General features: G+C 56.8%; 23 protein-coding genes. 13 read left to right on the top strand and 10 right to left on the bottom strand.

Going from position 1 to position 22,770, the window contains the following annotated elements; translation table 11 throughout:
- The first annotated feature begins 10 nt into the window (after positions 1-10).
- The 11 genes from nuoI to gph all read left to right on the top strand — a co-directional run bounded on the left by nuoI (position 11) and on the right by gph (position 10,973).
- Complete coding sequence (gene nuoI, locus ACTG4M_RS06875; protein ID WP_439122905.1) at positions 11-505, top strand: NADH-quinone oxidoreductase subunit NuoI; 495 nt, start codon at positions 11-13, stop codon at positions 503-505.
- Complete coding sequence (locus tag ACTG4M_RS06880) at positions 502-912, top strand: carboxymuconolactone decarboxylase family protein (RefSeq protein WP_439122906.1); 411 nt, start codon at positions 502-504, stop codon at positions 910-912. Before nuoI ends, ACTG4M_RS06880 begins: the two co-directional genes overlap by 4 nt.
- Complete coding sequence (locus ACTG4M_RS06885; protein ID WP_439122907.1) at positions 909-1,511, top strand: NADH-quinone oxidoreductase subunit J; 603 nt, start codon at positions 909-911, stop codon at positions 1,509-1,511. The genes ACTG4M_RS06880 and ACTG4M_RS06885 overlap by 4 nt, the downstream gene beginning before the upstream one ends.
- Positions 1,512-1,582: 71 nt before the next feature.
- Complete coding sequence (nuoK, locus tag ACTG4M_RS06890; RefSeq protein WP_072777106.1) at positions 1,583-1,888, top strand: NADH-quinone oxidoreductase subunit NuoK; 306 nt, start codon at positions 1,583-1,585, stop codon at positions 1,886-1,888.
- Positions 1,889-1,893: 5 nt separating this feature from the next.
- On the top strand, positions 1,894-4,005 hold the full coding sequence (gene nuoL / locus ACTG4M_RS06895) for an NADH-quinone oxidoreductase subunit L (protein WP_439122908.1): 2,112 nt from the start codon (positions 1,894-1,896) through the stop codon (positions 4,003-4,005).
- Positions 4,005-5,549, top strand: a complete 1,545-nt coding sequence (locus ACTG4M_RS06900) for an NADH-quinone oxidoreductase subunit M (RefSeq protein WP_439122909.1) — start codon at positions 4,005-4,007, stop codon at positions 5,547-5,549. The genes nuoL and ACTG4M_RS06900 overlap by 1 nt, the downstream gene beginning before the upstream one ends.
- Before the next feature lie 12 nt (positions 5,550-5,561).
- Positions 5,562-7,004 (top strand): NADH-quinone oxidoreductase subunit NuoN, encoded by a 1,443-nt coding sequence (gene nuoN, locus ACTG4M_RS06905; protein WP_439122910.1) that lies wholly within the window; start codon positions 5,562-5,564, stop codon positions 7,002-7,004.
- A gap of 125 nt (positions 7,005-7,129) precedes the next feature.
- Positions 7,130-7,864, top strand: a complete 735-nt coding sequence (locus ACTG4M_RS06910; protein WP_439122911.1) for a biotin--[acetyl-CoA-carboxylase] ligase — start codon at positions 7,130-7,132, stop codon at positions 7,862-7,864.
- 11 nt (positions 7,865-7,875) lie between these two features.
- Positions 7,876-8,649 carry a type III pantothenate kinase gene (locus ACTG4M_RS06915; protein WP_439122912.1) on the top strand — a complete coding sequence of 258 codons (774 nt, stop codon included), beginning with the start codon at positions 7,876-7,878 and terminating at the stop codon, positions 8,647-8,649.
- 3 nt (positions 8,650-8,652) lie between these two features.
- Positions 8,653-10,320 carry a ribonuclease J gene (locus ACTG4M_RS06920; protein ID WP_439122913.1) on the top strand — a complete coding sequence of 556 codons (1,668 nt, stop codon included), beginning with the start codon at positions 8,653-8,655 and terminating at the stop codon, positions 10,318-10,320.
- Positions 10,317-10,973, top strand: coding sequence for a phosphoglycolate phosphatase (gene gph, locus ACTG4M_RS06925; protein ID WP_439122914.1), 657 nt, complete (start codon positions 10,317-10,319; stop codon positions 10,971-10,973). Before ACTG4M_RS06920 ends, gph begins: the two co-directional genes overlap by 4 nt.
- A gap of 51 nt (positions 10,974-11,024) precedes the next feature.
- Here gph and ACTG4M_RS06930 read toward each other — a convergent pair whose 3' ends face one another.
- The 4 genes from ACTG4M_RS06930 to ACTG4M_RS06945 form a co-directional block, all read right to left on the bottom strand.
- The gene (locus ACTG4M_RS06930; RefSeq protein WP_439122915.1) at positions 11,025-12,506 is read right to left on the bottom strand and encodes a DEAD/DEAH box helicase; all 1,482 of its coding nucleotides are present in this window, start codon (positions 12,504-12,506) and stop codon (positions 11,025-11,027) included.
- Positions 12,507-12,730: 224 nt separating this feature from the next.
- The gene (locus tag ACTG4M_RS06935; protein ID WP_439122916.1) at positions 12,731-14,488 is read right to left on the bottom strand and encodes a glycosyltransferase family 2 protein; all 1,758 of its coding nucleotides are present in this window, start codon (positions 14,486-14,488) and stop codon (positions 12,731-12,733) included.
- Between the two features lie 137 nt (positions 14,489-14,625).
- Positions 14,626-16,233 carry a peptide chain release factor 3 gene (locus tag ACTG4M_RS06940; RefSeq protein ID WP_439122917.1) on the bottom strand — a complete coding sequence of 536 codons (1,608 nt, stop codon included), beginning with the start codon at positions 16,231-16,233 and terminating at the stop codon, positions 14,626-14,628.
- Between the two features lie 63 nt (positions 16,234-16,296).
- Positions 16,297-16,779: a hypothetical protein gene (locus ACTG4M_RS06945; RefSeq protein ID WP_439122918.1), complete on the bottom strand. Its 483-nt coding sequence runs from the start codon at positions 16,777-16,779 to the stop codon at positions 16,297-16,299.
- A gap of 137 nt (positions 16,780-16,916) precedes the next feature.
- On the opposite strand from ACTG4M_RS06945, the gene ACTG4M_RS06950 reads away from it, so the two are divergent.
- The gene (locus ACTG4M_RS06950; RefSeq protein WP_439122919.1) at positions 16,917-17,696 is read left to right on the top strand and encodes an SDR family oxidoreductase; all 780 of its coding nucleotides are present in this window, start codon (positions 16,917-16,919) and stop codon (positions 17,694-17,696) included.
- 3 nt (positions 17,697-17,699) lie between these two features.
- Positions 17,700-18,842, top strand: a complete 1,143-nt coding sequence (locus tag ACTG4M_RS06955; protein ID WP_439122920.1) for a hypothetical protein — start codon at positions 17,700-17,702, stop codon at positions 18,840-18,842.
- 84 nt (positions 18,843-18,926) lie between these two features.
- Here ACTG4M_RS06955 and ACTG4M_RS06960 read toward each other — a convergent pair whose 3' ends face one another.
- The 6 genes from ACTG4M_RS06960 to ACTG4M_RS06985 all read right to left on the bottom strand — a co-directional run bounded on the left by ACTG4M_RS06960 (position 18,927) and on the right by ACTG4M_RS06985 (position 22,683).
- Positions 18,927-19,619, bottom strand: a complete 693-nt coding sequence (locus ACTG4M_RS06960; protein WP_439122921.1) for a M48 family metalloprotease — start codon at positions 19,617-19,619, stop codon at positions 18,927-18,929.
- Positions 19,620-19,697: 78 nt separating this feature from the next.
- On the bottom strand, positions 19,698-20,129 hold the full coding sequence (locus ACTG4M_RS06965; protein WP_439122922.1) for an OsmC family protein: 432 nt from the start codon (positions 20,127-20,129) through the stop codon (positions 19,698-19,700).
- Positions 20,130-20,194: 65 nt separating this feature from the next.
- A complete protein-coding gene (locus ACTG4M_RS06970; protein WP_439122923.1) occupies positions 20,195-20,821 on the bottom strand; it encodes a DedA family protein in 627 nt (208 codons plus the stop codon).
- Positions 20,818-21,177, bottom strand: coding sequence for a hypothetical protein (locus tag ACTG4M_RS06975; protein WP_439122924.1), 360 nt, complete (start codon positions 21,175-21,177; stop codon positions 20,818-20,820). The genes ACTG4M_RS06970 and ACTG4M_RS06975 overlap by 4 nt, the downstream gene beginning before the upstream one ends.
- On the bottom strand, positions 21,174-22,358 hold the full coding sequence (locus ACTG4M_RS06980) for a vWA domain-containing protein (protein WP_439122925.1): 1,185 nt from the start codon (positions 22,356-22,358) through the stop codon (positions 21,174-21,176). Before ACTG4M_RS06980 ends, ACTG4M_RS06975 begins: the two co-directional genes overlap by 4 nt.
- A gap of 157 nt (positions 22,359-22,515) precedes the next feature.
- On the bottom strand, positions 22,516-22,683 hold the full coding sequence (locus ACTG4M_RS06985; RefSeq protein ID WP_439122926.1) for an apolipoprotein acyltransferase: 168 nt from the start codon (positions 22,681-22,683) through the stop codon (positions 22,516-22,518).
- Positions 22,684-22,770 lie beyond the last annotated feature (87 nt).

Here is a 22,770-nt window from a genome sequence, read left to right on the forward strand (position 1 = left end):
AGAGTTCAAGATGGCGAATATCGATTACGGACGCGCTGCCAAGTACTTCCTTTTGCAGGATTTCTATCAAGGCATGAAGCTGGGCCTGAAGTATTTCTTTGGCCCCAAGGCGACGCTGAATTACCCGCATGAAAAGGGGCCGCTGAGCCCACGTTTCCGGGGTGAACACGCGCTGCGCCGCTATCCGAACGGCGAAGAACGCTGCATCGCCTGCAAGCTGTGCGAGGCGATCTGCCCGGCCCAGGCGATTACAATCGATGCGGAACCGCGCGATGACGGTTCGCGTCGTACCACGCGCTATGACATCGACATGACGAAATGCATCTATTGTGGCTTCTGCCAAGAGGCGTGCCCGGTGGATGCGATTGTCGAGGGGCCGAACTTCGAGTTTTCGACCGAGACCCGCGAAGAGCTGTACTACGACAAGGCCAAGCTTTTGGACAACGGTGACCGCTGGGAAGCCGAGATTGCGCGCAACCTTGAACTGGACGCACCGTACCGATGAGCGATGGAAAAACCCCTTTTGAGCTGATGATGGCGCAAGCGCAGGAGATGGCGAAAGCGTTCAATCCTGCCATGTCTTCATTTGACCCCAAGGGGTTTGAAAAGCTTTGGCCAACCATGCCCAAGGACGCCATGGAGATGTGGTTTGGTAAGGGCATCAGCAAGGACGGTCTGGACGCCAAAACACGTTTGCTGCTGACGCTAGCGGGGCTGACGATGCAAGGCGCGCAGGCCGACACGCAGGTGCGTATGACGGTACGCCACGCGCTGGCCGCCGGTGCCACCAATGACGAGATTGCCGAGACCATCGCTCAGATGTCGATGTTCGCTGGTATACCCGCCATGACTCGCGCCATGGAACTCGCGCGCGATGTCATGGAAGACGACAAAAAGGATGACGAGACATGAGTGTCTTTGCCTTCTACCTCTTCGCGCTGTGCACAATTGCCGGTGGCCTGTTCACAGTAATCAGCCGTAACCCGGTTCACTCGGTGCTGTGGCTGATCCTCGCGTTTCTGTCCTCGGCAGGGTTGTTTGTGCTCCTTGGCGCCGAATTTGTGGCGATGCTTTTGGTCATCGTCTACGTGGGTGCAGTGGCGGTTCTGTTCCTCTTCGTCGTTATGATGCTCGATGTGGACTTCTCGGAACTCAAGGCGGAAATGGCGCGCTACATGCCGCTCGCGTTGCTGATCGGTGTGGTGATCCTGATGCAATTCGCGCTGGCCTTTGGTGCGTGGGAGTCTAATGCGGCGGCAGAAGGCTTGCGTGCACAGGTGACGCCCGTCGATCGGCATAACACCGAGGCGTTGGGCCTGATCCTCTATGACCAGTATTTCCTGCTGTTCCAACTGGCGGGTCTGATCCTGCTTGTCGCCATGATCGGCGCGATTGTGCTGACCCTGCGCCACCGCTCGGACGTGAAACGCCAGAACGTGCTGGCGCAGATGTACCGCGATCCGGCCAAGGCGATGGAACTGAAAGACGTAAAGCCCGGACAGGGCCTCTAAGGACACGCGGCCCCGATCCGATTGGGGCGCTTTGACAAAGAAAACGACGGGGCACACCCCGGAGGGACGTGATGATAGGACTTGAACATTACCTGACAGTGGCAGCGGTGCTGTTCGTGATCGGGATTTTCGGGCTGTTCCTGAACCGCAAGAACGTGATCATCCTGCTGATGAGCATTGAATTGATGCTCTTGGCGGTGAACATCAACCTTGTCGCGTTCTCGAGCTTCCTTGGCGATCTGGTGGGGCAGGTGTTCACCTTGTTCGTGCTCACGGTCGCTGCGGCCGAAGCGGCCATCGGGCTTGCCATCCTCGTCTGTTTCTTCCGCAACCGTGGGTCCATCGCGGTTGAAGACGTCAACGTGATGAAGGGCTGACGATCATGGAAACGCTTATTCTGTTTTCCCCGCTTGTCGGCGCGATCCTGTGTGGGTTCGGCTGGAAGTTCATCGGCGAAACTGCCGCGCAATGGGTGGCCACGGGCCTGTTGTTCTTCGCCTGCGTACTCTCATGGGTTGTCTTTTTTACCCATGACGGCGTCACCGAAACCATCAACATCCTGCGTTGGATCGAATCTGGCACTCTGAGCACCGAATGGGCGATCCGGCTGGACCGTCTGACGGCGACCATGCTGATCGTCGTCACCACGGTATCAGCGCTCGTGCACCTTTATAGCTTTGGCTACATGGATCACGACCCGCAGTGGAAAGAAGGCGAAAGCTACAAGCCACGCTTTTTTGCCTACCTGTCGTTCTTTACCTTCGCCATGCTTATGCTGGTGACATCGGACAACCTTGTTCAGATGTTCTTTGGCTGGGAAGGCGTGGGCGTCGCATCTTACCTGCTGATCGGCTTTTACTACCGCAAGCCCACAGCTAACGCCGCCGCGATTAAGGCGTTCGTTGTCAACCGGGTTGGCGACTTTGGTTTTGCGCTTGGTATCTTTGCGCTGTTCTTCCTCGTGGACAGCATCCGCTTTGATGACATCTTTGCTGCCGCGCCGACGCTTGCGGAAACGCAACTGACGTTCCTTTGGACCGAATGGAACGCGGCAAACCTGATTGCCTTCCTGCTGTTTGTTGGCGCGATGGGCAAATCAGCTCAACTGTTCCTGCACACATGGTTGCCGGACGCGATGGAAGGCCCGACGCCTGTTTCGGCGTTGATCCACGCCGCGACCATGGTGACGGCAGGTGTTTACCTTGTTTGCCGGATGTCACCGTTGATGGAATTCGCTCCTGAAGCGATGATCTTTGTGACGTTCCTTGGCGCGTCGACAGCCTTTGTCGCGGCGACCATTGGCTTGGTGCAGACCGACATCAAGCGCGTGATCGCGTATTCAACTATGTCCCAGCTGGGCTACATGTTCGTCGCTGCAGGTGTTGGTGCCTACAGTGTGGCAATGTTCCACCTGTTCACACATGCCTTCTTTAAGGCGATGTTGTTCCTTGGCGCAGGGTCAGTCATCCATGCCATGCACCACGAGCAGGACATGCGGAACTATGGCGGTCTGCGGAAGAAGATTCCGTACACGTTTGGCGCAATGATGATCGGCACGCTGGCCATCACCGGTGTGGGTATTCCGCTCACGGGGTGGATCGGCTTTGCCGGGTTCGCTTCCAAGGATGCGGTAATCGAAAGCGCCTATGCGGCGGGTCCAATGGGCTATGCCTTCTGGATGCTGGTGGTCGCGGCACTGTTCACAAGCTTCTACAGCTGGCGTCTGATGTTTTTGACCTTCTACGGTAAGCCTCGCGGCGACAAACATACGCATGAACACGCGCATGAAAGCCCGATGATCATGCTGATCCCGCTAGGCGTTCTGAGCCTTGGGTCGATCTTTGCCGGTGCCATCTGGTACAACAGCTTCTTTGGTCACACTGACACTGTCGCCAAGTTCTTTGGCGTGCCTTACGCTGAAGCCGGTGAGCATTCTGCCGAGGGTGAAGGCCACGGCGAAACCGCTGCGCATGGTGAAGACGCGGCCCACGGCGAAGAGGCCAAGGATGGTGAGCATCACTATGTCTTTGCCGGTCAGCCGGGCGAGGGTGCGATCTATGTCGCTCCGGACAACACTGTCATCAACGATGCGCATGAAGTGCCGAAATGGGTCAAAGTCAGCCCGTTCATTGCAATGCTGCTCGGTTTTGTGACGGCCTATTGGTTCTACATTGTAAATCCATCGCTGCCCAAACGTTTGGCCGAAAACCAGCGACCGCTGTACCTGTTCCTGTTGAACAAATGGTACTTTGACGAGATCTACGATTTCCTTTTCGTAAAGCCTGCCAGCATGGTCGGACGTGTCTTATGGAAACGTGGTGATGGCAATGTCATCGACGGGTCGATCAACGGGATCGCGATGGGCTTTATTCCGATGCTGACACGCTTGGCTGGTAAAGCGCAGTCTGGATACATCTTTACCTATGCCTTCTTCATGGTGATTGGCATCGCAGCCCTTGTCACCTGGATGACGCTTAGCGGAGGAGCAAACTGATGGATAACCTTCTTTCCATTGTCACGTTCCTACCAGCGTTGGCTGCAGTGATTTTGTTGGTGTTCCTGCGCGGTGACGATGATGCGGCCAATCGCAACGCCAAGTGGCTTGCGCTGATCGCCACGTCCGCGACATTTGTGATCTCTCTCTTCATCCTGTTCCAGTTCGACCCGCAAAACACCGGGTTTCAGATGGTCGAGAAGGGAGACTGGCTGCTTGGCCTTCAGTACAAGATGGGTGTCGATGGCATTTCGGTGCTGTTCGTCATGCTCACCACTTTCATGATGCCGCTGGTGATCGCAGCCTCTTGGGAAGTGACGCACCGGGTCAAGGAATACATGATCGCCTTCCTAATCCTTGAAACGCTTATGTTGGGCGTGTTCATGGCGCTGGATCTGGTGTTGTTCTACCTCTTCTTCGAAGCAGGCCTGATCCCGATGTTCCTGATCATCGGTATCTGGGGCGGTAAGAACCGCATCTATGCGTCGTTCAAATTCTTCCTCTACACTTTCCTTGGCTCGGTGCTGATGCTGGTTGCGATGGTTGCGATGTTTGCGGATGCGGGCACCACGGATATCGAACAGCTGCTGGTGCACCAGTTCGGCTCCGAGACATTCTCGATCCTTGGTGTGCAGATCGTTGGCGGACTGCAGACGCTGATGTTCATTGCGTTCTTTGCCAGCTTCGCGGTCAAAATGCCGATGTGGCCGGTCCACACATGGCTGCCGGATGCGCACGTGCAAGCGCCAACCGCTGGGTCGGTGGTTCTGGCTGCGATCCTGCTCAAAATGGGCGGCTACGGTTTTCTACGGTTCAGCCTGCCGATGTTCCCGGTGGGTGCGGATGTGCTGACACCACTGGTTCTTTGGATGTCGGCCATTGCGATTGTTTACACTTCGCTTGTGGCGCTGGTGCAGGAAGATATGAAAAAGCTGATTGCTTATTCTTCGGTGGCCCACATGGGCTATGTGACGATGGGTATCTTTGCGGCCAATCAGCAGGGTGTGGACGGTGCAATTTTTCAGATGATCAGCCACGGCTTCATCTCGGGTGCGCTGTTTCTGTGTGTTGGCGTAATCTATGACCGGATGCACACCCGCGAGATCGACGCCTATGGCGGTCTGGTCAATCGGATGCCGGCCTATGCACTGATCTTCATGCTATTCACCATGGCCAATGTCGGCCTGCCAGGCACATCGGGCTTTGTCGGTGAGTTCCTGACACTGATGGGCATTTTCCAAGTCAATACATGGATCGCTGCGGTGGCCACATCTGGTGTGATCCTTTCAGCAGCCTATGCGCTTTGGCTCTACCGTCGGGTGGTCATGGGCGACCTGATTAAGGAAAGCTTGAAGACCATCAAGGACATGACAGGCCGCGAGCGGGCGATCTTCGCGCCGCTGGTTGTGGCGACAATCCTCTTTGGCGTTTACCCGGCCCCGATCCTTGATACGATCGGACCGTCGGTTGAAGCGCTGGTTTCCAACTATCAAGTCGCGGTTGCGGAGGCGGATCTCGCCACGCAGGTCGCGCATAGCGAATAAGGGGGCTGGGCTATGCTCTCGGCTGATCTGGGTATCATCCTGCCGGAAATCGTGTTGGCCGTGTATGCGATGCTGGCGCTTCTGGGCGCGGTCTACACTGTCAAAGACGGTGCGGCGTCGCTCCTGGTTTGGGCAACAAGCGGTCTGTTCCTTGCCATTGCTGTTTGGATTGGATTGAACGGTTCGGGCACCAACGTCGCGTTCAATGGGATGTTCATTGACGATGGATTTGCACGTTTTGCCAAGGTGGTGATCTTGGTCTCGGCAGCTGCCGTTCTGCTGATGTCCGAAGCTTATATGACCCGTCGCGGTCTGCTGCGGTTCGAATATCCGCTGCTGATCGCTCTGGCGGTTGTCGGCATGATGATGATGGTGTCGGCAGGCGATCTAATGTCGCTTTATATGGGGCTCGAGCTGCAATCGTTGGCGCTTTATGTCGTGGCATCCTTGCGCCGCGACAGCCTTAAGTCCACCGAGGCGGGCCTCAAATATTTCGTGCTGGGCGCATTGTCGTCTGGTCTGCTGCTCTACGGTGCGTCGCTGGTCTACGGCTATTCCGGCACCACGCTGTTTTCCGGTATCATCCAGACAGCCAGCGAAGGTGACGTGTCGCTGGGGCTGTTGTTCGGTCTGGTCTTCCTGATCTCTGGTCTGGCCTTCAAGGTGTCAGCCGTGCCATTTCACATGTGGACGCCGGATGTCTACGAAGGTTCGCCGACGCCGGTTACAGCGTTCTTCGCAACCGCGCCCAAAGTTGCGGCGATGGCTTTGTTTGCCCGCGTTCTGCATGATGCTTTTGGCGCCGCAGTTGGCGACTGGAGTCAGGTGATCGCGCTGTTGTCGCTGCTGTCGATGTTCCTTGGTGCGATCGCGGCCATTGGTCAGACCGACATCAAACGTCTGATGGCGTTCTCGTCGATTGCGCATATGGGCTACGCGCTGATGGGTCTTGCTGCCGGAACGGCGTTCGGAGTTCAGGCGATGCTGATCTATATGGCGATCTATGTGACAATGAACGTCGGAACCTTTGCGTTTATCCTGTCGATGAGCCGCGATGGGCAGCCGGTGTCGAACATTGCGTCGTTGAACATGTACTCCAAGCGAGAACCGGGCAAGGCCTTGGCGATGCTGGTCTTGCTGTTTTCACTGGCTGGTGTTCCACCGCTGGTGGGCTTTTTCGGCAAGCTCTACGTGCTGCGTGCCGCGTATGAAGCCGGGCTGGCGTGGTTGGCGATTGCAGGCGTGGTCGCGTCCGTGATCGGCGCGTTCTATTACCTGCGCATCGTGTTCTATATGTATTTTGGCGAAGAGCGGGACGACGCGCTGGACAGCGGCAAATCCCCGGTCCTTTGGGGCATGCTGATGGCAAGCGCCGTGATCATGGTGGTTGGTGTTGTAAATCTCTTCGGGATCGAAGGTGCGGCGGCAGCGGCGGCGGCGACCCTTGTCAATTAAGCGTTTTCCATCATTGGAACAGTGTGACGCGCCAATGGCGCGTCACTTTGTTTTGGGCACCCCGCTGCGCGGGGCGCGATGCCTCCGGCGGGAGTTTGGCAGGCAAGATGAAGGAGCAGGTGGTCTTGTCTGAGTGGCCCTTGGGATATGAGCGCCGGGTGCTTGCCGAGGTCGACAGCACCATGCTCGAAGCGGCGCGGCAGGCCAGTAGGTTGACGGGTCCGACTTGGATTTGTGCGTTGGAACAGACTGCCGCGCGCGGGCGGCGCGGGCGGGCTTGGGTCAACCCAAAAGGCAATTTCGCAGCAACCTTGGTGATCCCGACATCAGACGCACCGGATCAGCGTGCCCTGCGCAGTTTTGTGGCGGCTCTTGCGTTGTTTGATGCGCTGGTTGCTGTGTCGGGCCGGGTTGACGGTCTTGCACTGAAATGGCCGAACGATGTGCTTTTGACCGGCGGCAAGGTGGCGGGCATCCTGCTTGAGAGCCTTGGTGCGCATCTGGCGATTGGCATTGGTGTGAATCTTGTCGAAGCCCCAGACATGTCTGCGGTAGAGGAGCGTGCAGTACCACCGGTGTCAGTCTTGTCCGCGATGGGGGTTGAGGTGGGGCAAGAGGTGTTCTTGGACATGCTCGCAACTGCCTTTGCGCGCCATGATGCGCAGTTCATAACCTATGGGTTCGCTCCGATTCGCGAGGCATGGTTGTCGCGGGCGGCCCGTTTGGGTGAGGCGATCACAGCTCGCATGGGCGAGCGTGAGGTCATCGGCACTTTCGAGACCGTGGACGCCGAGGGCCGGATCGTCTTAAACACTAGGACAGGTCGTCAGGCGATCGCGGCGGCGGATATTTTCTTTTGAGGAGCAGGGCGATGCTTCTGTGTATTGATTGCGGCAATACCAATACCGTGTTCTCGATCTGGGACGGGACGCGGTTTTTGTGCACCTTGCGCACCTCGACCCATCACGGGCGCACTGCGGATGCTTATTTCACTTGGTTCTCGACGTTGATCAAGCATTACGACATCGAGGCGGACATCTCGGATGTGATCATCTCGTCGACGGTGCCGCGCGTGGTCTGGAACCTACGCGTCTTTGCCGACCGGTTTTTCGGTGTTCGGCCTATTGTGGTGGGCAAGCCGGAATGCCTGTTGCCACATGCGCCGCGGGTTGATGCTGGCACCGGGGTAGGGCCAGACCGTCTGGCCAATGCTGCGGGTGCCTTTGATCGGCACGGCGGCGATGTGGTGGTCGTCGATTTTGGGACCGCGACAAACTTTGACGTGGTTGCCGAAGATGGCGCCTACGTTGGTGGTGTGATTGCACCCGGCGTAAACCTGTCGCTCGAAGCGCTGCATCAGGGAGCTGCGGCGCTACCGCATGTGGATATCTCGCAACCTGAGCGCGTGATCGGTACCAACACCGTGGCTTGTATCCAATCTGGTGTGTTCTGGGGGTATGTGGGGTTGATTCAGGGCATCACCACGCGGATCAAGGCGGAATACGGCAAACCAATGAAGGTCATCGGCACGGGGGGGCTCGCGCCCTTGTTCGCGCAGGGTGAACTGCTATTTGACACGATTGAAGATGATCTGACCATGCATGGTCTTACGGTCATCCATTCTCACAACAAAGAAAACGGATAAATCATGAGCGGTGAACGGATCATCTACCTGCCCCTTGGCGGGGCCGGCGAAATTGGCATGAATGCCTATGTCTATGGCTACGGTAAGCCGGGTGAGGAGCGCCTGATCCTTGTCGATTTGGGGGTGACTTTCCCCGACATGGACGGCACGCCCGGGGTCGATCTGATCCTGCCTGATATTACTTGGCTGAGAGAACGGCGCAACCGGCTTGAGGCAATCTTTATCACCCACGCGCATGAAGACCATGTCGGCGCAGTTGGGCATTTCTGGGATGATCTTGGTGCGCCGATTTATGCGCGAGCCTTCACGGCACACATTGCACGACTCAAGATGGAAGACGCGGGCCAGTCGCCTGAAACCGTGCGCACCGTATCGCCATGGCCCGAAGTTGTTGAGGCTGGGCCGTTCAAGGTTGGGTTCCTGCCGATTTCGCACTCGATCCCCGAAAGCTCGGGACTTGTGATCGACACGCCGCAGGGCCGCTTGGTGCATTCTGGCGATTTCAAGATCGACGAAACGCCCGTGGTAGGTGAAGCCTTTGACCGCCAATTGTGGGAAGATATCGGCAAAGCGGGCGTGAAGGCATTGATCTGCGATTCAACAAACGTGTTCTCTTTGCACGAAGGCAGGTCAGAAGCGACGGTCGGTCCCGAAATCGAAACGCTTGTGCGTGATGCGACAGGCATGGTTGTGGCGACGACATTTGCGTCCAACGTGGCAAGGGTCAAGACTTTGGCAGAAGCGGCACAGCGCGCCGGTCGGTCGGTGTGCCTGTTGGGGCGTGCGATGCGACGGATGATTGAAGCGTCGATCAAAACGGGTGTTTTGGCCGATTTCCCGACCGTGGTAAGCCCAGAAGAGGCAACGCAAATCCCGCGCGAGAACCTGATGCTGATTGTAACCGGCAGCCAAGGTGAACGCCGCGCGGCATCGGCGCAATTGGCACGGGGTAAGTTTCAGGGATTGACTATGGCCGAGGGCGATTTGTTCTTGTTCTCGTCGAAGACCATTCCCGGCAATGAACGTGGTGTGATCAACATCATAAACGCATTTTCCGAACAAGGGGTGGACGTGGTCGATGACAGTTCGGGCAAGTACCATGTGTCGGGCCACGCAAACCGACCCGATTTGGAAATCATGCACACGGTTGTCAATCCGCAGTTGGTCGTTCCGATGCACGGCGAACATCGTCATCTGCGTGAGCATGTCAAAGTCGCAGGTGCAGCAGGTCGTAAAGGTGTGTTGGCTGTGAACGGCATGATGCTCGACCTGAGCGGCAATGAACCAAGCGTCGCTGAATATGTCGACACAGGGCGGACCTATCTGGACGGGTCGGTCAAGATTGGGGCTTTGGACGGGATTGTGCGAGACCGGATCCGCATGGCGCTTAATGGTCATGTGATCGTCACTGTCATTCTGGATGAGGATGACGAGCTTTTGGGCGAGCCGTGGTGTGAAGTCATGGGGCTGTCAGAAATGGGCAGGAGCAATGCACCGTTGGTTGATGCGCTTGAGGAAGACCTGTCGCAGTTCATCGGACGGGCTGGGGCCAAGACGATTACCGATGATGACAAGCTTGAAGAAGGCTTGCGTCGGGTTGCGCGTCAGACCACTCAAAACGAGATCGGCAAAAAGCCAGAAGTGACTATAGTGATCAGCAGGCTCGCATGACCCGCGCAGTTGTGTTCGATTTAGATGGAACGCTGATCGACAGCCTTCCCGACATTGCGGCAGCAGCGAATGCGCTGCTGTCGGATCACGGGCTTGCGTCTTTGCCGCAAGCGCAAATTGGCAGTTTTGTCGGGATGGGCGAACGTGTGTTTCTGGACCGTTTGATTGCGGCCACAACGCTGGACGGTGCGCAGTACGATACGCTCATGGCGGAATTCATAACACATTACAAAGCCAGCACCGGATTGACGACGGTGTTTCCGGGGGCTTTGGAGGCAGTCAAGGCGCTTAAAGCTGATGGTTTCAAGCTGGGGATCTGCACGAATAAACCGGGTGGGCCGCTTGCCACTGTGTTGGATGCACTTGATTTGGCAAAATGGTTCGATGTCATCGTCGCTGGTGACACGCTTGCTGTACGTAAGCCAGACCCTGCGCCTTTGCATTTGGCGTTCGAAACGATGGGCGCAACAAACGGTGTTTATGTCGGAGACAGTGACGTTGACGCCGAAACCGCACAGCGGGCAGGGGTGCCGTTTGCATTTTTCACCGAAGGCATTCGAACCAAACCGATCGACCAGATCCCACATGACCGCACGTTTGGCGAATTCAGGGATTTACCTGGCATCTGTCAGGAGATTCTACGGCCGATCTAGGCTGGCTATGTGTCGACGCGTTTCGTTTAACGGAAACGAGTCCCGCATGCTTCAGCCAGCGCGTCTTTCGTCAAAGCTTTTGGCGATAAACGACGGCATGTGATCGCCCATACCTACTACGTTGTTATCCCGTCCGCCGCGATCATTGCGACGATTGCGATTGTTCCGGGATTTGTCGTGGTCTGGCTTTTGCGCCGTGGTATCTTGAACCGGCTGAGAGCTGGCCTCTTTGGGCGCTTCAACCGATGCCGCCTCTTGTGCTTCCACCTGTTGGCCTGTTGCCTTATCGGACGACTTGGACCGACCGCGTCCTCCCCGTGACCGGCGCGGTTTGCTCTCTTTATTGTCGTCCGATGCTTCGGCAGGAGCCTCTACTTCGGTCTGAGCCAAAGGATTGTCGATCCGCGGGATGGCTTTTTGAAGCAGCCGTTCAATCGCATCGAAGTTCTTTTCGTCCTTCGGCGCACAGATCATCATCGCCTTGCCTTCGCGACCGGCGCGGCCCGTGCGCCCGATGCGGTGCACGTAATCTTCGGCGTGGCTTGGCACATCAAAGTTGAAAACGTGGCTCACTGCAGGCACATCAAGTCCGCGCGCGGCAACGTCAGAGGCCACCAGAAAACGCAATGTGCCTTCGCGAAACCCATCCAGCGTTTTTGTGCGCTGCGATTGATCCAAATCCCCGTGGATCGGCGCTGCATCCAAACCGTATTTCTTGAGCGACTTGGCGACAATATCCACATCCGACTTGCGGTTGCAGAAGATGATCGCGTTCGAGCAGGCATCGCCTTCTCCATCGATCATTTTGCGCAGCAAGGCGCGCTTTTCTGTGCCTTCGCGGTCGCGACGTGATGCCTTGAACATCACGACGCCCTGTTCAATGGTCTCGGATGCCGAAGACTGACGGGCCACTTCGATCCGGGCCGGAGCGGACAGGAATGTGTTTGTAATCCGTTCAATCTCAGAAGCCATTGTTGCCGAGAAAAACAACGTCTGGCGCGTGAACGGGGTGAGCGAGAAGATGCGTTCGATGTCAGGGATGAAACCCATATCAAGCATCCGGTCGGCCTCATCGACAACCATCACCTGCACACCGGTCAAAAGGAGCTTACCGCGTTCGAAATGGTCCAGAAGACGACCCGGCGTGGCGATCAGAACATCCACACCTTTGTCGATCAGTGCGTCTTGTTCCTTAAAACTGACACCACCAATCAACAGCGCTTTGGTCAGTTTGACGTGCTTGGCGTAGGTGTCGAAGTTTTCGGCGACCTGTGCGGCCAGTTCGCGCGTCGGACACAGCACCAGGCTGCGCGGCATACGAGCGCGGGCGCGACCACGGGCCAGCAAGGTAATCATCGGGAGCGTAAAGCTTGCCGTTTTGCCGGTGCCGGTCTGTGCGATGCCAAGAACGTCGCGACCTTCAAGAGCGGGTGGAATAGCGCCAGCCTGGATGGGCGTGGGGGTATCGTAGCCGGCTTCTTCGACAGCTTTCAGGACTTTCGGGTTGAGGTTCAACTCAGAAAATTTTGTCATGTGTATCCGTTGTTCACGGACTGACTGCGCCCGTGCGTCTGTTGCGATCCGGTCCGTTTGACCCTGTGGTACTCCACAGTCACGATCTGCCCGCGTATGTACTCGTGGAACGCGGGCGGGTCAATGAGTGTGGCTTTGTCTGCGCTGAAGTGCCTTAGTGCGTGCTGTATTGGTGGCCAAGTCGCAACAATCTTACCGTATGCGATAGGATTGTTTCTAGTGCTTCAACGGTCCACGCGAATGCCAAAAACCTTTTCGACTGACGCATCAGGATCGAACTTTGGGGTCAGAAGCAGACCATGCTTTTTCAACCGGCCGCGAAGCTCTGTGCTGTCGCGGCACATCTCTTCAAAGAACTGCTGCAACCCGGCTTCGCCTTCCTCGTCGCGCAGATATTGCAGCAGATGGCCGATGTTTTTTAACGCGTCTTCGGATTTGACCCGGTAGGATCCTTTGGTCTGCCGGAAATCAAGTTTGGTGATAAAGCTGTCCCAATCGGGCGCATGCAGGTGGCCGACATAGGCCCCTTCGATCGGTGCTGTGTTAAGCACATCCTCGCCTTTGACCCGCAAGCGATGAATGGCAAGGCGAATGTCGCCCAGACCGGTGCGGGCAAAGACCTTTCCGGCCAGATGACTCAGAAACCCGCCTCTGACGTAGCTGCCGAAGGTTGGGTAAATATCGGTGATTGCGCTGGTCGCGACGCCTTCGGCGGTGGTGCGCAGCTTGAAGTGTTTGGGGATGTTGCCACTGACTGGCGCTGCCAAAGCCTCTGCGGGGTACAGCCGTGCTCCGGCCATGGTATCTGGTACGGATTTCAGCGCAGTGGTCATTTTCTTGCTGCTCAGGATGAACTCGTCAGTGTCGATATGGCCAAGCCAATCAAGATGTGACTGAGCCTCGCGCAGCGCACGGGTGGCATTGAACGTCTGGCGCAGCTGGTGTGCTTCTGGGCGGTTCTTGCCCATCTTCTTCCAATAGGCAGCATCGCACTGGGTCACGGTGACGTTTGGGTGCGACTGCATCAATCCGGTTACCTCTGGGTCCGGCGCGTCGAGGTAAAGATAGATGTGTGATGCACCGATATCGAGGTGGTGCGCCACGAACCGTGCCACATCAATAAGTGGCGCATTGGTTGTGCAAACCAAGCCCCAGCGGGGTGTTTTGGATGGCGCTTTGTTCACTGCGACGGTCACGCCGCTGCCGACCTCGGTTGCCGCCGAAGCCTGTTCCATGCGGCGCAATTTGCGGGCGCGCAGGCGCTGCATGCGCCGAAACACGGTGCGCGGATCGTCAATCAGGCGTTGCAGCATGTCATGCGCCAAGGGCCGGATCACCGGATCAGTGTCGGCTTCTTCCCAAAGGCGTCCAATCATGTTGACGTCCAGCCCCCCATCGGCGAGCGAAAAGGCATTCATCTCCAGCGGCAGGGGCCCGGTGGCACGACCGTCCAAGGTAAAGGGCCGGTCTGCGTCTCGGCCCGAAAACAGGCGTTCACTTTCATAGAACTTCATGGCGCCGAATAGGGTCGATAGGGCAAGACCTGCGCTGCGTTGAGCAGGTGTTTTGCCATGGTCGCCAAATGTGGTCAGGCTCGACACCTTCCAGCGTAGATCCATGTCGCGGAGCAGCTGATTGGACTGCTCGGTCCAAAGCCGCAAAAAAAGATCAGCAGTGTGCGCAGGCTGGCTGCGTTTCCGAAGATGCGCGATAAGAAGACCGTTCAGGTGCAGAAGACCGTTCTGCCCCTGCAATTCTCGGGCGATTTCCCAGATCTTGCGAGAATTGTCCGAAACAGACCGAGTACGCTCGTCGGGAACGGCAATACGGGTCTTGGCGATCTGGTCGAGGTCGCAATCCAGCGGTGGCAGCGCTTCGCCCTTGGCAAACCCAAGTGGCGCACGGCGTGCGTTCATCTGTTTCAGGATACCTGCCAGTCCACCGGGATAGGCCGGGTTTGGCGCCTTTTTTTTACTGCTCATGCCACCAGAGTGCCGTTTCGGCGCTGCACAATCAACGAAAAAGGGCATTTCGAAATGCTATACAACGAGCATCTTCAAAGACGAATGGGGCCGAGACTTACAAATCTCAGACCCACGACCGTTCGCCCATGCTTGGATCAGACCATCATTTCCTTGGTCGCTGAAAGGGTCACATCGGGATAGTCGCGCGCGATGCGGTCGATGTCCCATTGAAGTCGCGTGAGGTAGACGACATCGCCGTCGTTATCCTCTGCCATATGCTGTTTGTTGGCGTTCACCAGCTTGTCCACTTCTGCCTTTTCGCCATGTACCCAACGAGCCGAAGTGAATTGCGACGCCTCAAAGCGCACTGGCAGACCGTATTCCAGTTCGATCCGGCTGCCCAATACTTCAAATTGCAGTGCGCCGACGACACCCACGATAAAGCCCGATCCGATCATCGGCTTGAACACTTTGGCAGCACCTTCTTCGGCGAATTGCATCAACGCCTTTTCCAGATGCTTGGCCTTCATGGGATCGCCTGCACGCACGGTTTGCAGCAGTTCCGGCGCAAAGGAAGGGATGCCAGTCACTTTGAGCGCCTCACCTTCGGTCAGCGTGTCACCGATGCGCAACTGCCCGTGGTTGGGAATACCAATGATGTCACCTGCCCAAGCCTCTTCTGCCAGTTCCCGGTCTGACGCCAGAAACAGTACCGGGTTCGTGATCGACATCGGTTTTTTGGACCGCACATGGGTCATCTTCATGCCACGGCTAAAGTGCCCCGAGGCCAAACGCACGAACGCCACGCGGTCGCGATGTTTGGGATCCATGTTCGCCTGAACTTTGAAGACAAAGCCGGAAACCTTTGTTTCTTCTGGTAGAATTTGTCTTGGCGTTGCTTTTTGTGGCTGTGGTTCCGGCCCATAGGTTCCAATGCCATCCATCAGTTCCTTGACGCCGAATGAATTGATCGCAGAGCCGAACCAAATCGGTGTCATATGTCCTTCAAGCACCGCTTGCGGGTTCAGTTTGGGCAACAATTCGCGGGCCATTTCGACTTCTTCGCGCAGTTTTTCAAGCAGATGCTCGGGAATGTTCTCGTCAAGTTTAGGATCGTCGAGACCTTCGATTGCGATGCTTTCAGCCACCTTGTTGCGGTCGGCGCGGTCCATCAATTCTAACCGGTCGCGCAGCAGATCATAACAGCCCAGAAAATCGCGCCCGACACCGATGGGCCAGCTGGCTGGTGTGACGTCGATGGCAAGGTTTTCTTGAATCTCGTCAATGATATCAAAGGTATCGCGGCTCTCACGGTCCATCTTGTTGCAGAAGGTCAAGATCGGAAGATCGCGTAGGCGGCACACTTCGAAAAGCTTTTGTGTCTGACTTTCCACACCCTTTGCGCCGTCGATCACCATAACTGCTGCATCCACTGCTGTGAGGGTGCGATAGGTGTCTTCGGAAAAGTCCGAGTGGCCGGGTGTGTCAACAAGATTGAAGCGGAAGTTCCTGAAATCGAAAGACATTGCCGATGCCGAGACCGAAATACCCCGATCTTGTTCCATCTTCATGAAGTCTGACCGTGTGCGCCGCGCTTCGCCTTTGGCGCGGACCTGACCGGCCATTTGGATCGCGCCACCATAAAGCAGGAATTTTTCCGTCAGCGTCGTCTTGCCCGCGTCGGGGTGCGAGATGATGGCAAAGGTACGCCGCCGAGCGATTTCGGCGGGCAATTCAGGGCGATTTGAAACGGTGTCCAGCATGGCCGCGCGTATAGGCGGCGCGTGCCAGCTTGTCTATAAGCCGCATGAACTGTGAAAGCGGTATTAGCCGATCAGACGCAAACGCGAATCGACGGAATGGGCTTCTGCGGCGGGCGCCTGGGTAGGCGCTGCGGTTGGAACAATTGCGGGAACAAACACGTTGTTGCGCTGTTCGATGTCGATCAGGACATATTCCACGCCAGTCTGAAATTCGGTTTCGGACACAAAGAACAGCTGACCTTCAAGGACAGTCGCAAACACATCAAGTCTGCGTCCGGTCGTTGTCATAAAGATCAGCTCTGCAATGACGTGGAGTTTTTGCTGGGGCAGGTTTGCTGCGCGGTCGATCGTGAAACCGTCAGGATTTGGTGCATCAGGCCGCACTCTGGTCCATGTCGCATGTCGTTTGGGTCGAAACGTGTCGCCGAGGATCAAATCGTGGATGTGGCAGATAGGTTCTCCACGGCACACGCCGAATTCCGCGCGGACGCCCTCAGCAGGGCACGCTCTGAATTCACTCGTTTGAAGGTTCGACGCAGCAGTCATAGACGGTTACTCACTTAAAAACCCACGCCGAAGGAGTTCTCTCCGACATGGCTTTAAGATCGACTTGAAATGTGGCACCTCTATGGGCAGGCCGTGGCTTTTCACGGACAATTTTGACCAAATTTGGGAGTGTTCGAATGGATCTGGGGATCAGCGGAAAGAAGGCGCTCGTCTGTGCGTCGAGCAAGGGGTTGGGCCGTGGCTGTGCTGAAGCATTGGCAGAGGCCGGCGTTAACCTTGTGATGAACGCACGTGGCGCCGAGGCGCTTGAAGCAACGGCTGAAGAGATCCGCAAGACCTACGGCGTTGATGTTGTCACTGTGGCTGCTGATATCGTCAGCGAAGAGGGGCGAGCCATGGTTCTTGAGGCCGCGGGCGATGTGGACATCCTTGTCACCAACGCTGGTGGGCCGCCTCCGGGCATCTGGTCTGACTGGGACCGCGATGACTTTATTAAAGCGCTTGATTCCAACATGCTCACTCCGATTGCACTGATGACGGCTCTTATGCCAGGCATGAAAGACCGTGGTTGGGGCCGGGTGGTGAATATCACGTCGCAATCCGTCAAGGCACCGATCCCGGCGCTTGGGCTTTCGAACGCGGCCCGCACCGGCCTGACCGGCTATGTCGCCGGAACTGCGCGGCAGGTGGCTGAATTCGGTGTGATCGTGAACAACTTGCTTCCGGGCATCCACGCGACCGACCGCGCCGATCAACTGGACGGCGGCGTATCCAAGGCGCAGGGCATCTCTGTTGAGGACGCGCGCAAGAACCGTCAGGCCACGATTCCGGCTCGCCGCTATGGCACGCGTCAGGAATTCGGCGCCACCTGCGCATTCCTGTGTTCACAGCATTCCGGCTTTATCGTGGGCCAGAATGTTCTGATCGACGGTGGCGGCACCAACGCCACGATCTAAGCAATGGCGCGCGGACCAGACGGGAAGGGGCAGGCGCAAGGGTTTTCCTTGAAAGACCAACTGTTCAATGCCCAGACCATCGGTGATCTGGCGGGGGAATACGCCGTCCTTCCAGGGTTCGATGCCGCGCGTTTCACATCAGAGGCCCTCGCGGGCATGGCGTCGCGGGGGTTGCTTGAACGGCTCGACTGGTTGGCGGATTGCGTTGAGGCGCAACTGCCCAAACGGTTCCCCGCGATGGCCGAGGCATTGGAGGCGGCGATGCCTCCGGCGCTGAGTCCGGATAAATCGGATGAAGATTTTGGCCGGTTTATCCACGCTGTGCCCGGTATTTTGGCCGTGCGTCACGGGTTGGAGGATCACCCTGATCGGGCGCTTGATCTACTAGAGACCGCCACACAGCGGTTCTCCATGGAGTTCTATATTCGTCCCTTCCTGAACCGCTGGCCGGATAAGACCCTTGCACGTCTGGACCGGTGGGTGGATCACGAACACTACCATGTACGGCGGCTGGTGAGCGAAGGTACGCGCCCACGTCTGCCTTGGGCGGCCAATATTGACCTTGATCCGCGTGTGCCTGTCCGGTTTCTGGATGCGCTGCATGCGGACCCGACACGCTATGTGACACGGTCCGTTGCCAACCACATGAACGATCTTACACGGCATGCTCCTGACCTTGTTGTCGATCGGCTCAGGATGTGGGCCTCGGAGAAACGACAAGCCCCGAAAGAGTTGGATTGGATGACGCGTCACGCGCTGCGGACAGCGATCAAACGCGGTGACCCGGGAGCGTTGGGCTTGTTGGGTTATGTTCAGGATCGTGAACTGTCTGCTTCGGTTGAGTTAACGCCAAACCCCGTGGCCATCGGTGATGCGCTACAGATTGCGGTGTCTCTTGTCGCGAAAGAGGATCTGTCGGTGCTCGTTGACTACCGGATCGCGTTTCACCGTCCAAACGGACGGACCGGCGAAAAGGTGTTTAAGCTGAAATCAGCAAAATTGAAGAGAGGCATACCTGTAACTTTGACGAAATCACATAAGCTTAAGGGTGGTGCGTCCACATTTACCCTTCACCCGGGACCGCATCGCGTGACAGTTCAGATAAATGGTCAGGACCGTGCGATGGCAAAGGTCACTTTGATATGAATGCGGTTTGTCGTGTCGCTGGCATCGGCCAGCCATTGCGCATATGCCACAGCTTGGTGGTGCATATTTGGAAAAAGAAGACGCTCAGGTCGTCACATTGGTCCAGCGCGATTCCAACTTCTCCAACGCGGCAATCCGTTCGGCCGTTTTAGGGTGTGACATCAGCCAAGCGGGAACGACGCCAGAGCGGGACTGCGTGAGCGAATCCAGCTTGGTGAAGAGTGACTTTTGCGCTGTAATCCCAATACCTGCTTTATGAAGAAGCGCGGCTGCGTAGGCGTCCGCCTCGTACTCATCTCCGCGCGACAGGCGTGCGGCGAGAAGCGTGGCGATAGAGTTGGCGATGAAAACACCGATGCCAGGCAAGAACCTCGACAGAACCATCGCTAGGGCGGTGCGTAGGGCGTTTTGGCCCGAAAAATCGATCATCCGACGTCGCGTATGGCCCAAAGCGACATGGCCCAACTCGTGTGCGATCACACTTGCCAGCTCTTCTCCAGTCACTTCGCCATTCTGGTATTTGCGGTAAAATCCGCGCGTGATGAAGATCCGCCCATCAGGTGCTGCCAGTCCGTTAACCGGGTCGATTTCATAGATATGAACGCGGATGCGATCCAATTCGAGTGCCGCAGCCAAACGGTCGGTCAATGCTTTCAGTTTTGGATCCGCAAGTTCAGTAGACTGAGCATCAAGTTCGCGTTTGGTGCGCCAGACCGAGAAATGGTACATTGCCAGCGCGTACAAAATCGCAAGAAGGATCGGGGTGAGTTTCAACATACTCTAGATATGGGTTGTTGGGGCCATCACGACAAGCGCGGCGCGTCTGCAACGCCGCGCTTTGTGGTCACCGATGGTTCAATTTGTGAGTTTGGCATCCATCGTGATCTGCGCCCCGGCCAGAACCTTGGACACCGGGCAGTTTTCTTTGGCTGTTGTTGCGGCCTTTTGGAAATCACCTTCGCTCAGTCCCGGGATTTTGGCTGTGAGATCAAGATGAATTTTGGTAATTGCAAAGCCGCCATCTTTTTCCTCAAGACTGACGGTCGCCTTAGTGTCGATATCATCGGCCACGGCATCAAAGTCGCCAAGGATCATTGAAAGCGCCATCGAAAAACACCCCGCATGGGCTGCACCGATTAGTTCCTCGGGGTTTGTTCCGGCCTTCTCTTCGAACCTCGTGTTAAAGCCATAAGGTTGCGTGGACAGAGCGCCCGACTCTGTTGAGATCTGGCCTGTGCCGCCTTTGAGGCCACCTGTCCAATGTGCTGTTGCTGTCTTGGTGATCATGATCTTTCTCCTGATGTCATTGCATTACAAGGGTCAACGACAGACAGGACGCGCCGGTTCCGGGGTCAGTGTGGACCATGGTCCAAACTTTTGTTTGGTGCACGTTTGTGGTTCAGCGCCTTCAGCAATGCCCACCCGAAAGCTGCGGCGATGAGCGCAGCAACAAGAAAGCCTGAGATGCTTGAGGCCAAATCGGACACGAGGGTCAGCTGCCCGGCAAAACTGTAGCCTAAGGCGATATAGCCGCAGACCCAGATCGCTTCTCCGGCGGCGTCCCACAGCGCAAAGCGCATCCAGGTCAGGCCGGTGGCTCCTGCAACCATATTGACCCAAGGGCCCAACGGGGCAAAAAGCCAGGTGCTGAAAAACACGCCGATTTCACCCTTCTTTCGAAGGGTGTCGGTTGCTTGAGTGTAAAGCCGTTGCCGCGATGGGCGCCGGCGCGCGAACCTTTCAAGATATGGACCAAAACGGCGACCAAATGCGAACCCTGTTTGATCGCCCAGAACCGCACCCAGCCATGCGCCCGCGAGGGCTGTGCCGCCGTCAAGGTCACCAGAGGCGACGAAAGCGCCGCCAGCCAACATCAACAAGGACGACGGGATTGGGATCAAAAGGCATGACAGGTAACACGAAGCCGCCAGAATCCAGACGCCATAATCCGCGACAAGGCCGAACAGTGCGTCAGTCAAGGTTTGACCTTCACATCATTGGCCTGAAAGGCTGCAATGGCTGTTTCGATCTGTCCAATGATCTCATTTGTGGGGACGCCACGCTCTTCTGCAAGAGCTTTGATGGTGACGCGGCGCGCTTCCGGCGGTATCGCCAGCGTTTCTCGAAGCAGGGTGGGGGGCAAGGCCCAAGAATGCGAAACATAGCCTGGGGTCATCCACCCTGCGATCGGCTCTTCTCGATGGGCTGGATCGGCCCAGTACACATAGAACATGATTGACCTGAAGCCGAAGAACAGCATGACGGCCACGGCAAGAACAAACCCGGCCAGAAGCACTTTGTGGTCTTTCCAAAGTGCTCGTACGGCCGAAGTCATTTCGCCAGCGCCTTGATGCCACGGCTGATGCCGTCAAGCGTCATCGGTACCATCGCATCCTCAAAGATCTCACGGATCATCTGGATGGACTGGGTATATTGCCAGTGCCGCTCTTGTGTCGGATTGATCCACAGATGGTTCGGCCATTGCCGCCGCGCACGTTCGAGCCAGACCTGACCAGGTTCAGCGTTCCAATGCTCGTTGGCACCACCGGCATAGGCGATCTCGTAGGGCGACATACTGGCATCACCGACAAAGATACATTTGTAATCAGGCCCGTAGGTATTGAGCACGTCCATCGTTGACGTCTGCGCATCCCAACGGCGGCGATTGTCTTTCCAAACGCCTTCGTAGAGGCAATTGTGAAAGTAAAAGTGTTCCAGATGTTTGAACTCTGCTCGCGCCGCAGAGAACAACTCTTCCACCACTTTTACATGCGGGTCCATCGACCCGCCAATGTCCAGAAACAGGATCACTTTGACCGCGTTGCGCTTTTCGGGCCGTGTTTGCACATCAAGATAGCCATGTTCGGCCGTGGCCCGGATCGTACCATCCAGATCAAGCTCTTCGCTGGCCCCATCCCGCGCCCAGCGACGCAGACGTTTCAAAGCGACCTTTATGTTGCGGGTTCCAAGCTCGACGCTGTCATCCAGATTGCGAAACTCGCGCTTGTCCCAGACCTTGACCGCGCGCTGATGACGGGACTCGTTCTGCCCGATGCGCACGCCTTCTGGGTTGTAGCCATAAGCGCCAAACGGCGAGGTGCCAGCAGTGCCGACCCATTTGCTGCCGCCCTGATGTCGACCTTGCTGTTCCTTGAGCCGTTCCTTGAGCGTTTCCACCAGCTTGTCAAAGCCGCCAAGCGCCTCGATCTCAGCCTTTTCTTCGTCGCTCAGATGCTTTTCCGCCATCTTGCGCAGCCAGTCTTCGGGCAGGTCCAGCGCGTCAAGTACGCCTTCGGCGCTGAGGCTTTCCAATCCTTTGAAAGCTTCGGCAAAAGCCCGGTCAAACCGGTCGATATGGCGTTCGTCTTTGACCATTGCGGTGCGCGCAAGATAGTAGAACGCCTCTGGATCGTAGGTCGCAAGACCTGCGCGCATGGCTTCAAGAAAGCTCAGGTATTCGCGCAAGGAAACAGGCACGCCGGTTGATCGCAGGGTGTCGAAAAAGGGAACAAACATACCCCTGATCTAACAAGCGGTGGCCATCGTGACCAGCCGTCCTGGGGTCTCTGGTTTCAAAATACCTCGGGGGAGTCCGCCTTGGCGGACAGGGGCGGAGCCCCCAAGTGTTTCCGTCAAAAGAAACACGCGATGCGTTCACGCACCGTATCCCCGCTCAGAATACCAGCTTTTCGATGGCAATTGTCAGGATCAGACCGACAAGCGAGAACGCAATCGCATAGACCGCCCCGTACTGCCACATATCGGCCCGGTTGCCTTTACGCTTTTTGGCGGTCAAGGCCCCGATGATAGACCCGAGAAGAGCGCCTGCAAGAACGATCATAGTCTGTTTCTGGCCCTATTAAGTGGGTTCAACGCACCGATCTCGCGCAGTTTTGCCCGCACTGACCAATCCGAGCCGAAGCCGTAT

Source organism: Marivita sp. (genome assembly GCF_965656765.1).
Lineage (GTDB): Bacteria > Pseudomonadota > Alphaproteobacteria > Rhodobacterales > Rhodobacteraceae > Marivita.

What these genes read in the sequence shown, in the direction of transcription:
- nuoI (WP_439122905.1), top strand. Translation starts at nt 11, where the DNA reads ATGGCGAATATCGATTACGGACGCGCTGCCAAGTACTTCCTTTTGCAG.
- ACTG4M_RS06940 (WP_439122917.1), bottom strand. Translation starts at nt 16,233, where the DNA reads ATGCTGGACACCGTTTCAAATCGCCCTGAATTGCCCGCCGAAATCGCT.
- nuoN (WP_439122910.1), top strand. Translation starts at nt 5,562, where the DNA reads ATGCTCTCGGCTGATCTGGGTATCATCCTGCCGGAAATCGTGTTGGCC.
- nuoK (WP_072777106.1), top strand. Translation starts at nt 1,583, where the DNA reads ATGATAGGACTTGAACATTACCTGACAGTGGCAGCGGTGCTGTTCGTG.
- ACTG4M_RS06900 (WP_439122909.1), top strand. Translation starts at nt 4,005, where the DNA reads ATGGATAACCTTCTTTCCATTGTCACGTTCCTACCAGCGTTGGCTGCA.
- ACTG4M_RS06935 (WP_439122916.1), bottom strand. Translation starts at nt 14,488, where the DNA reads ATGAGCAGTAAAAAAAAGGCGCCAAACCCGGCCTATCCCGGTGGACTG.
- nuoL (WP_439122908.1), top strand. Translation starts at nt 1,894, where the DNA reads ATGGAAACGCTTATTCTGTTTTCCCCGCTTGTCGGCGCGATCCTGTGT.
- gph (WP_439122914.1), top strand. Translation starts at nt 10,317, where the DNA reads ATGACCCGCGCAGTTGTGTTCGATTTAGATGGAACGCTGATCGACAGC.
- ACTG4M_RS06965 (WP_439122922.1), bottom strand. Translation starts at nt 20,129, where the DNA reads ATGATCACCAAGACAGCAACAGCACATTGGACAGGTGGCCTCAAAGGC.
- ACTG4M_RS06945 (WP_439122918.1), bottom strand. Translation starts at nt 16,779, where the DNA reads ATGACTGCTGCGTCGAACCTTCAAACGAGTGAATTCAGAGCGTGCCCT.
- ACTG4M_RS06980 (WP_439122925.1), bottom strand. Translation starts at nt 22,358, where the DNA reads ATGTTTGTTCCCTTTTTCGACACCCTGCGATCAACCGGCGTGCCTGTT.
- ACTG4M_RS06955 (WP_439122920.1), top strand. Translation starts at nt 17,700, where the DNA reads ATGGCGCGCGGACCAGACGGGAAGGGGCAGGCGCAAGGGTTTTCCTTG.
- ACTG4M_RS06885 (WP_439122907.1), top strand. Translation starts at nt 909, where the DNA reads ATGAGTGTCTTTGCCTTCTACCTCTTCGCGCTGTGCACAATTGCCGGT.
- ACTG4M_RS06975 (WP_439122924.1), bottom strand. Translation starts at nt 21,177, where the DNA reads ATGACTTCGGCCGTACGAGCACTTTGGAAAGACCACAAAGTGCTTCTG.
- ACTG4M_RS06915 (WP_439122912.1), top strand. Translation starts at nt 7,876, where the DNA reads ATGCTTCTGTGTATTGATTGCGGCAATACCAATACCGTGTTCTCGATC.
- ACTG4M_RS06920 (WP_439122913.1), top strand. Translation starts at nt 8,653, where the DNA reads ATGAGCGGTGAACGGATCATCTACCTGCCCCTTGGCGGGGCCGGCGAA.
- ACTG4M_RS06985 (WP_439122926.1), bottom strand. Translation starts at nt 22,683, where the DNA reads ATGATCGTTCTTGCAGGCGCTCTTCTCGGGTCTATCATCGGGGCCTTG.
- ACTG4M_RS06930 (WP_439122915.1), bottom strand. Translation starts at nt 12,506, where the DNA reads ATGACAAAATTTTCTGAGTTGAACCTCAACCCGAAAGTCCTGAAAGCT.
- ACTG4M_RS06960 (WP_439122921.1), bottom strand. Translation starts at nt 19,619, where the DNA reads ATGTTGAAACTCACCCCGATCCTTCTTGCGATTTTGTACGCGCTGGCA.
- ACTG4M_RS06880 (WP_439122906.1), top strand. Translation starts at nt 502, where the DNA reads ATGAGCGATGGAAAAACCCCTTTTGAGCTGATGATGGCGCAAGCGCAG.
- ACTG4M_RS06950 (WP_439122919.1), top strand. Translation starts at nt 16,917, where the DNA reads ATGGATCTGGGGATCAGCGGAAAGAAGGCGCTCGTCTGTGCGTCGAGC.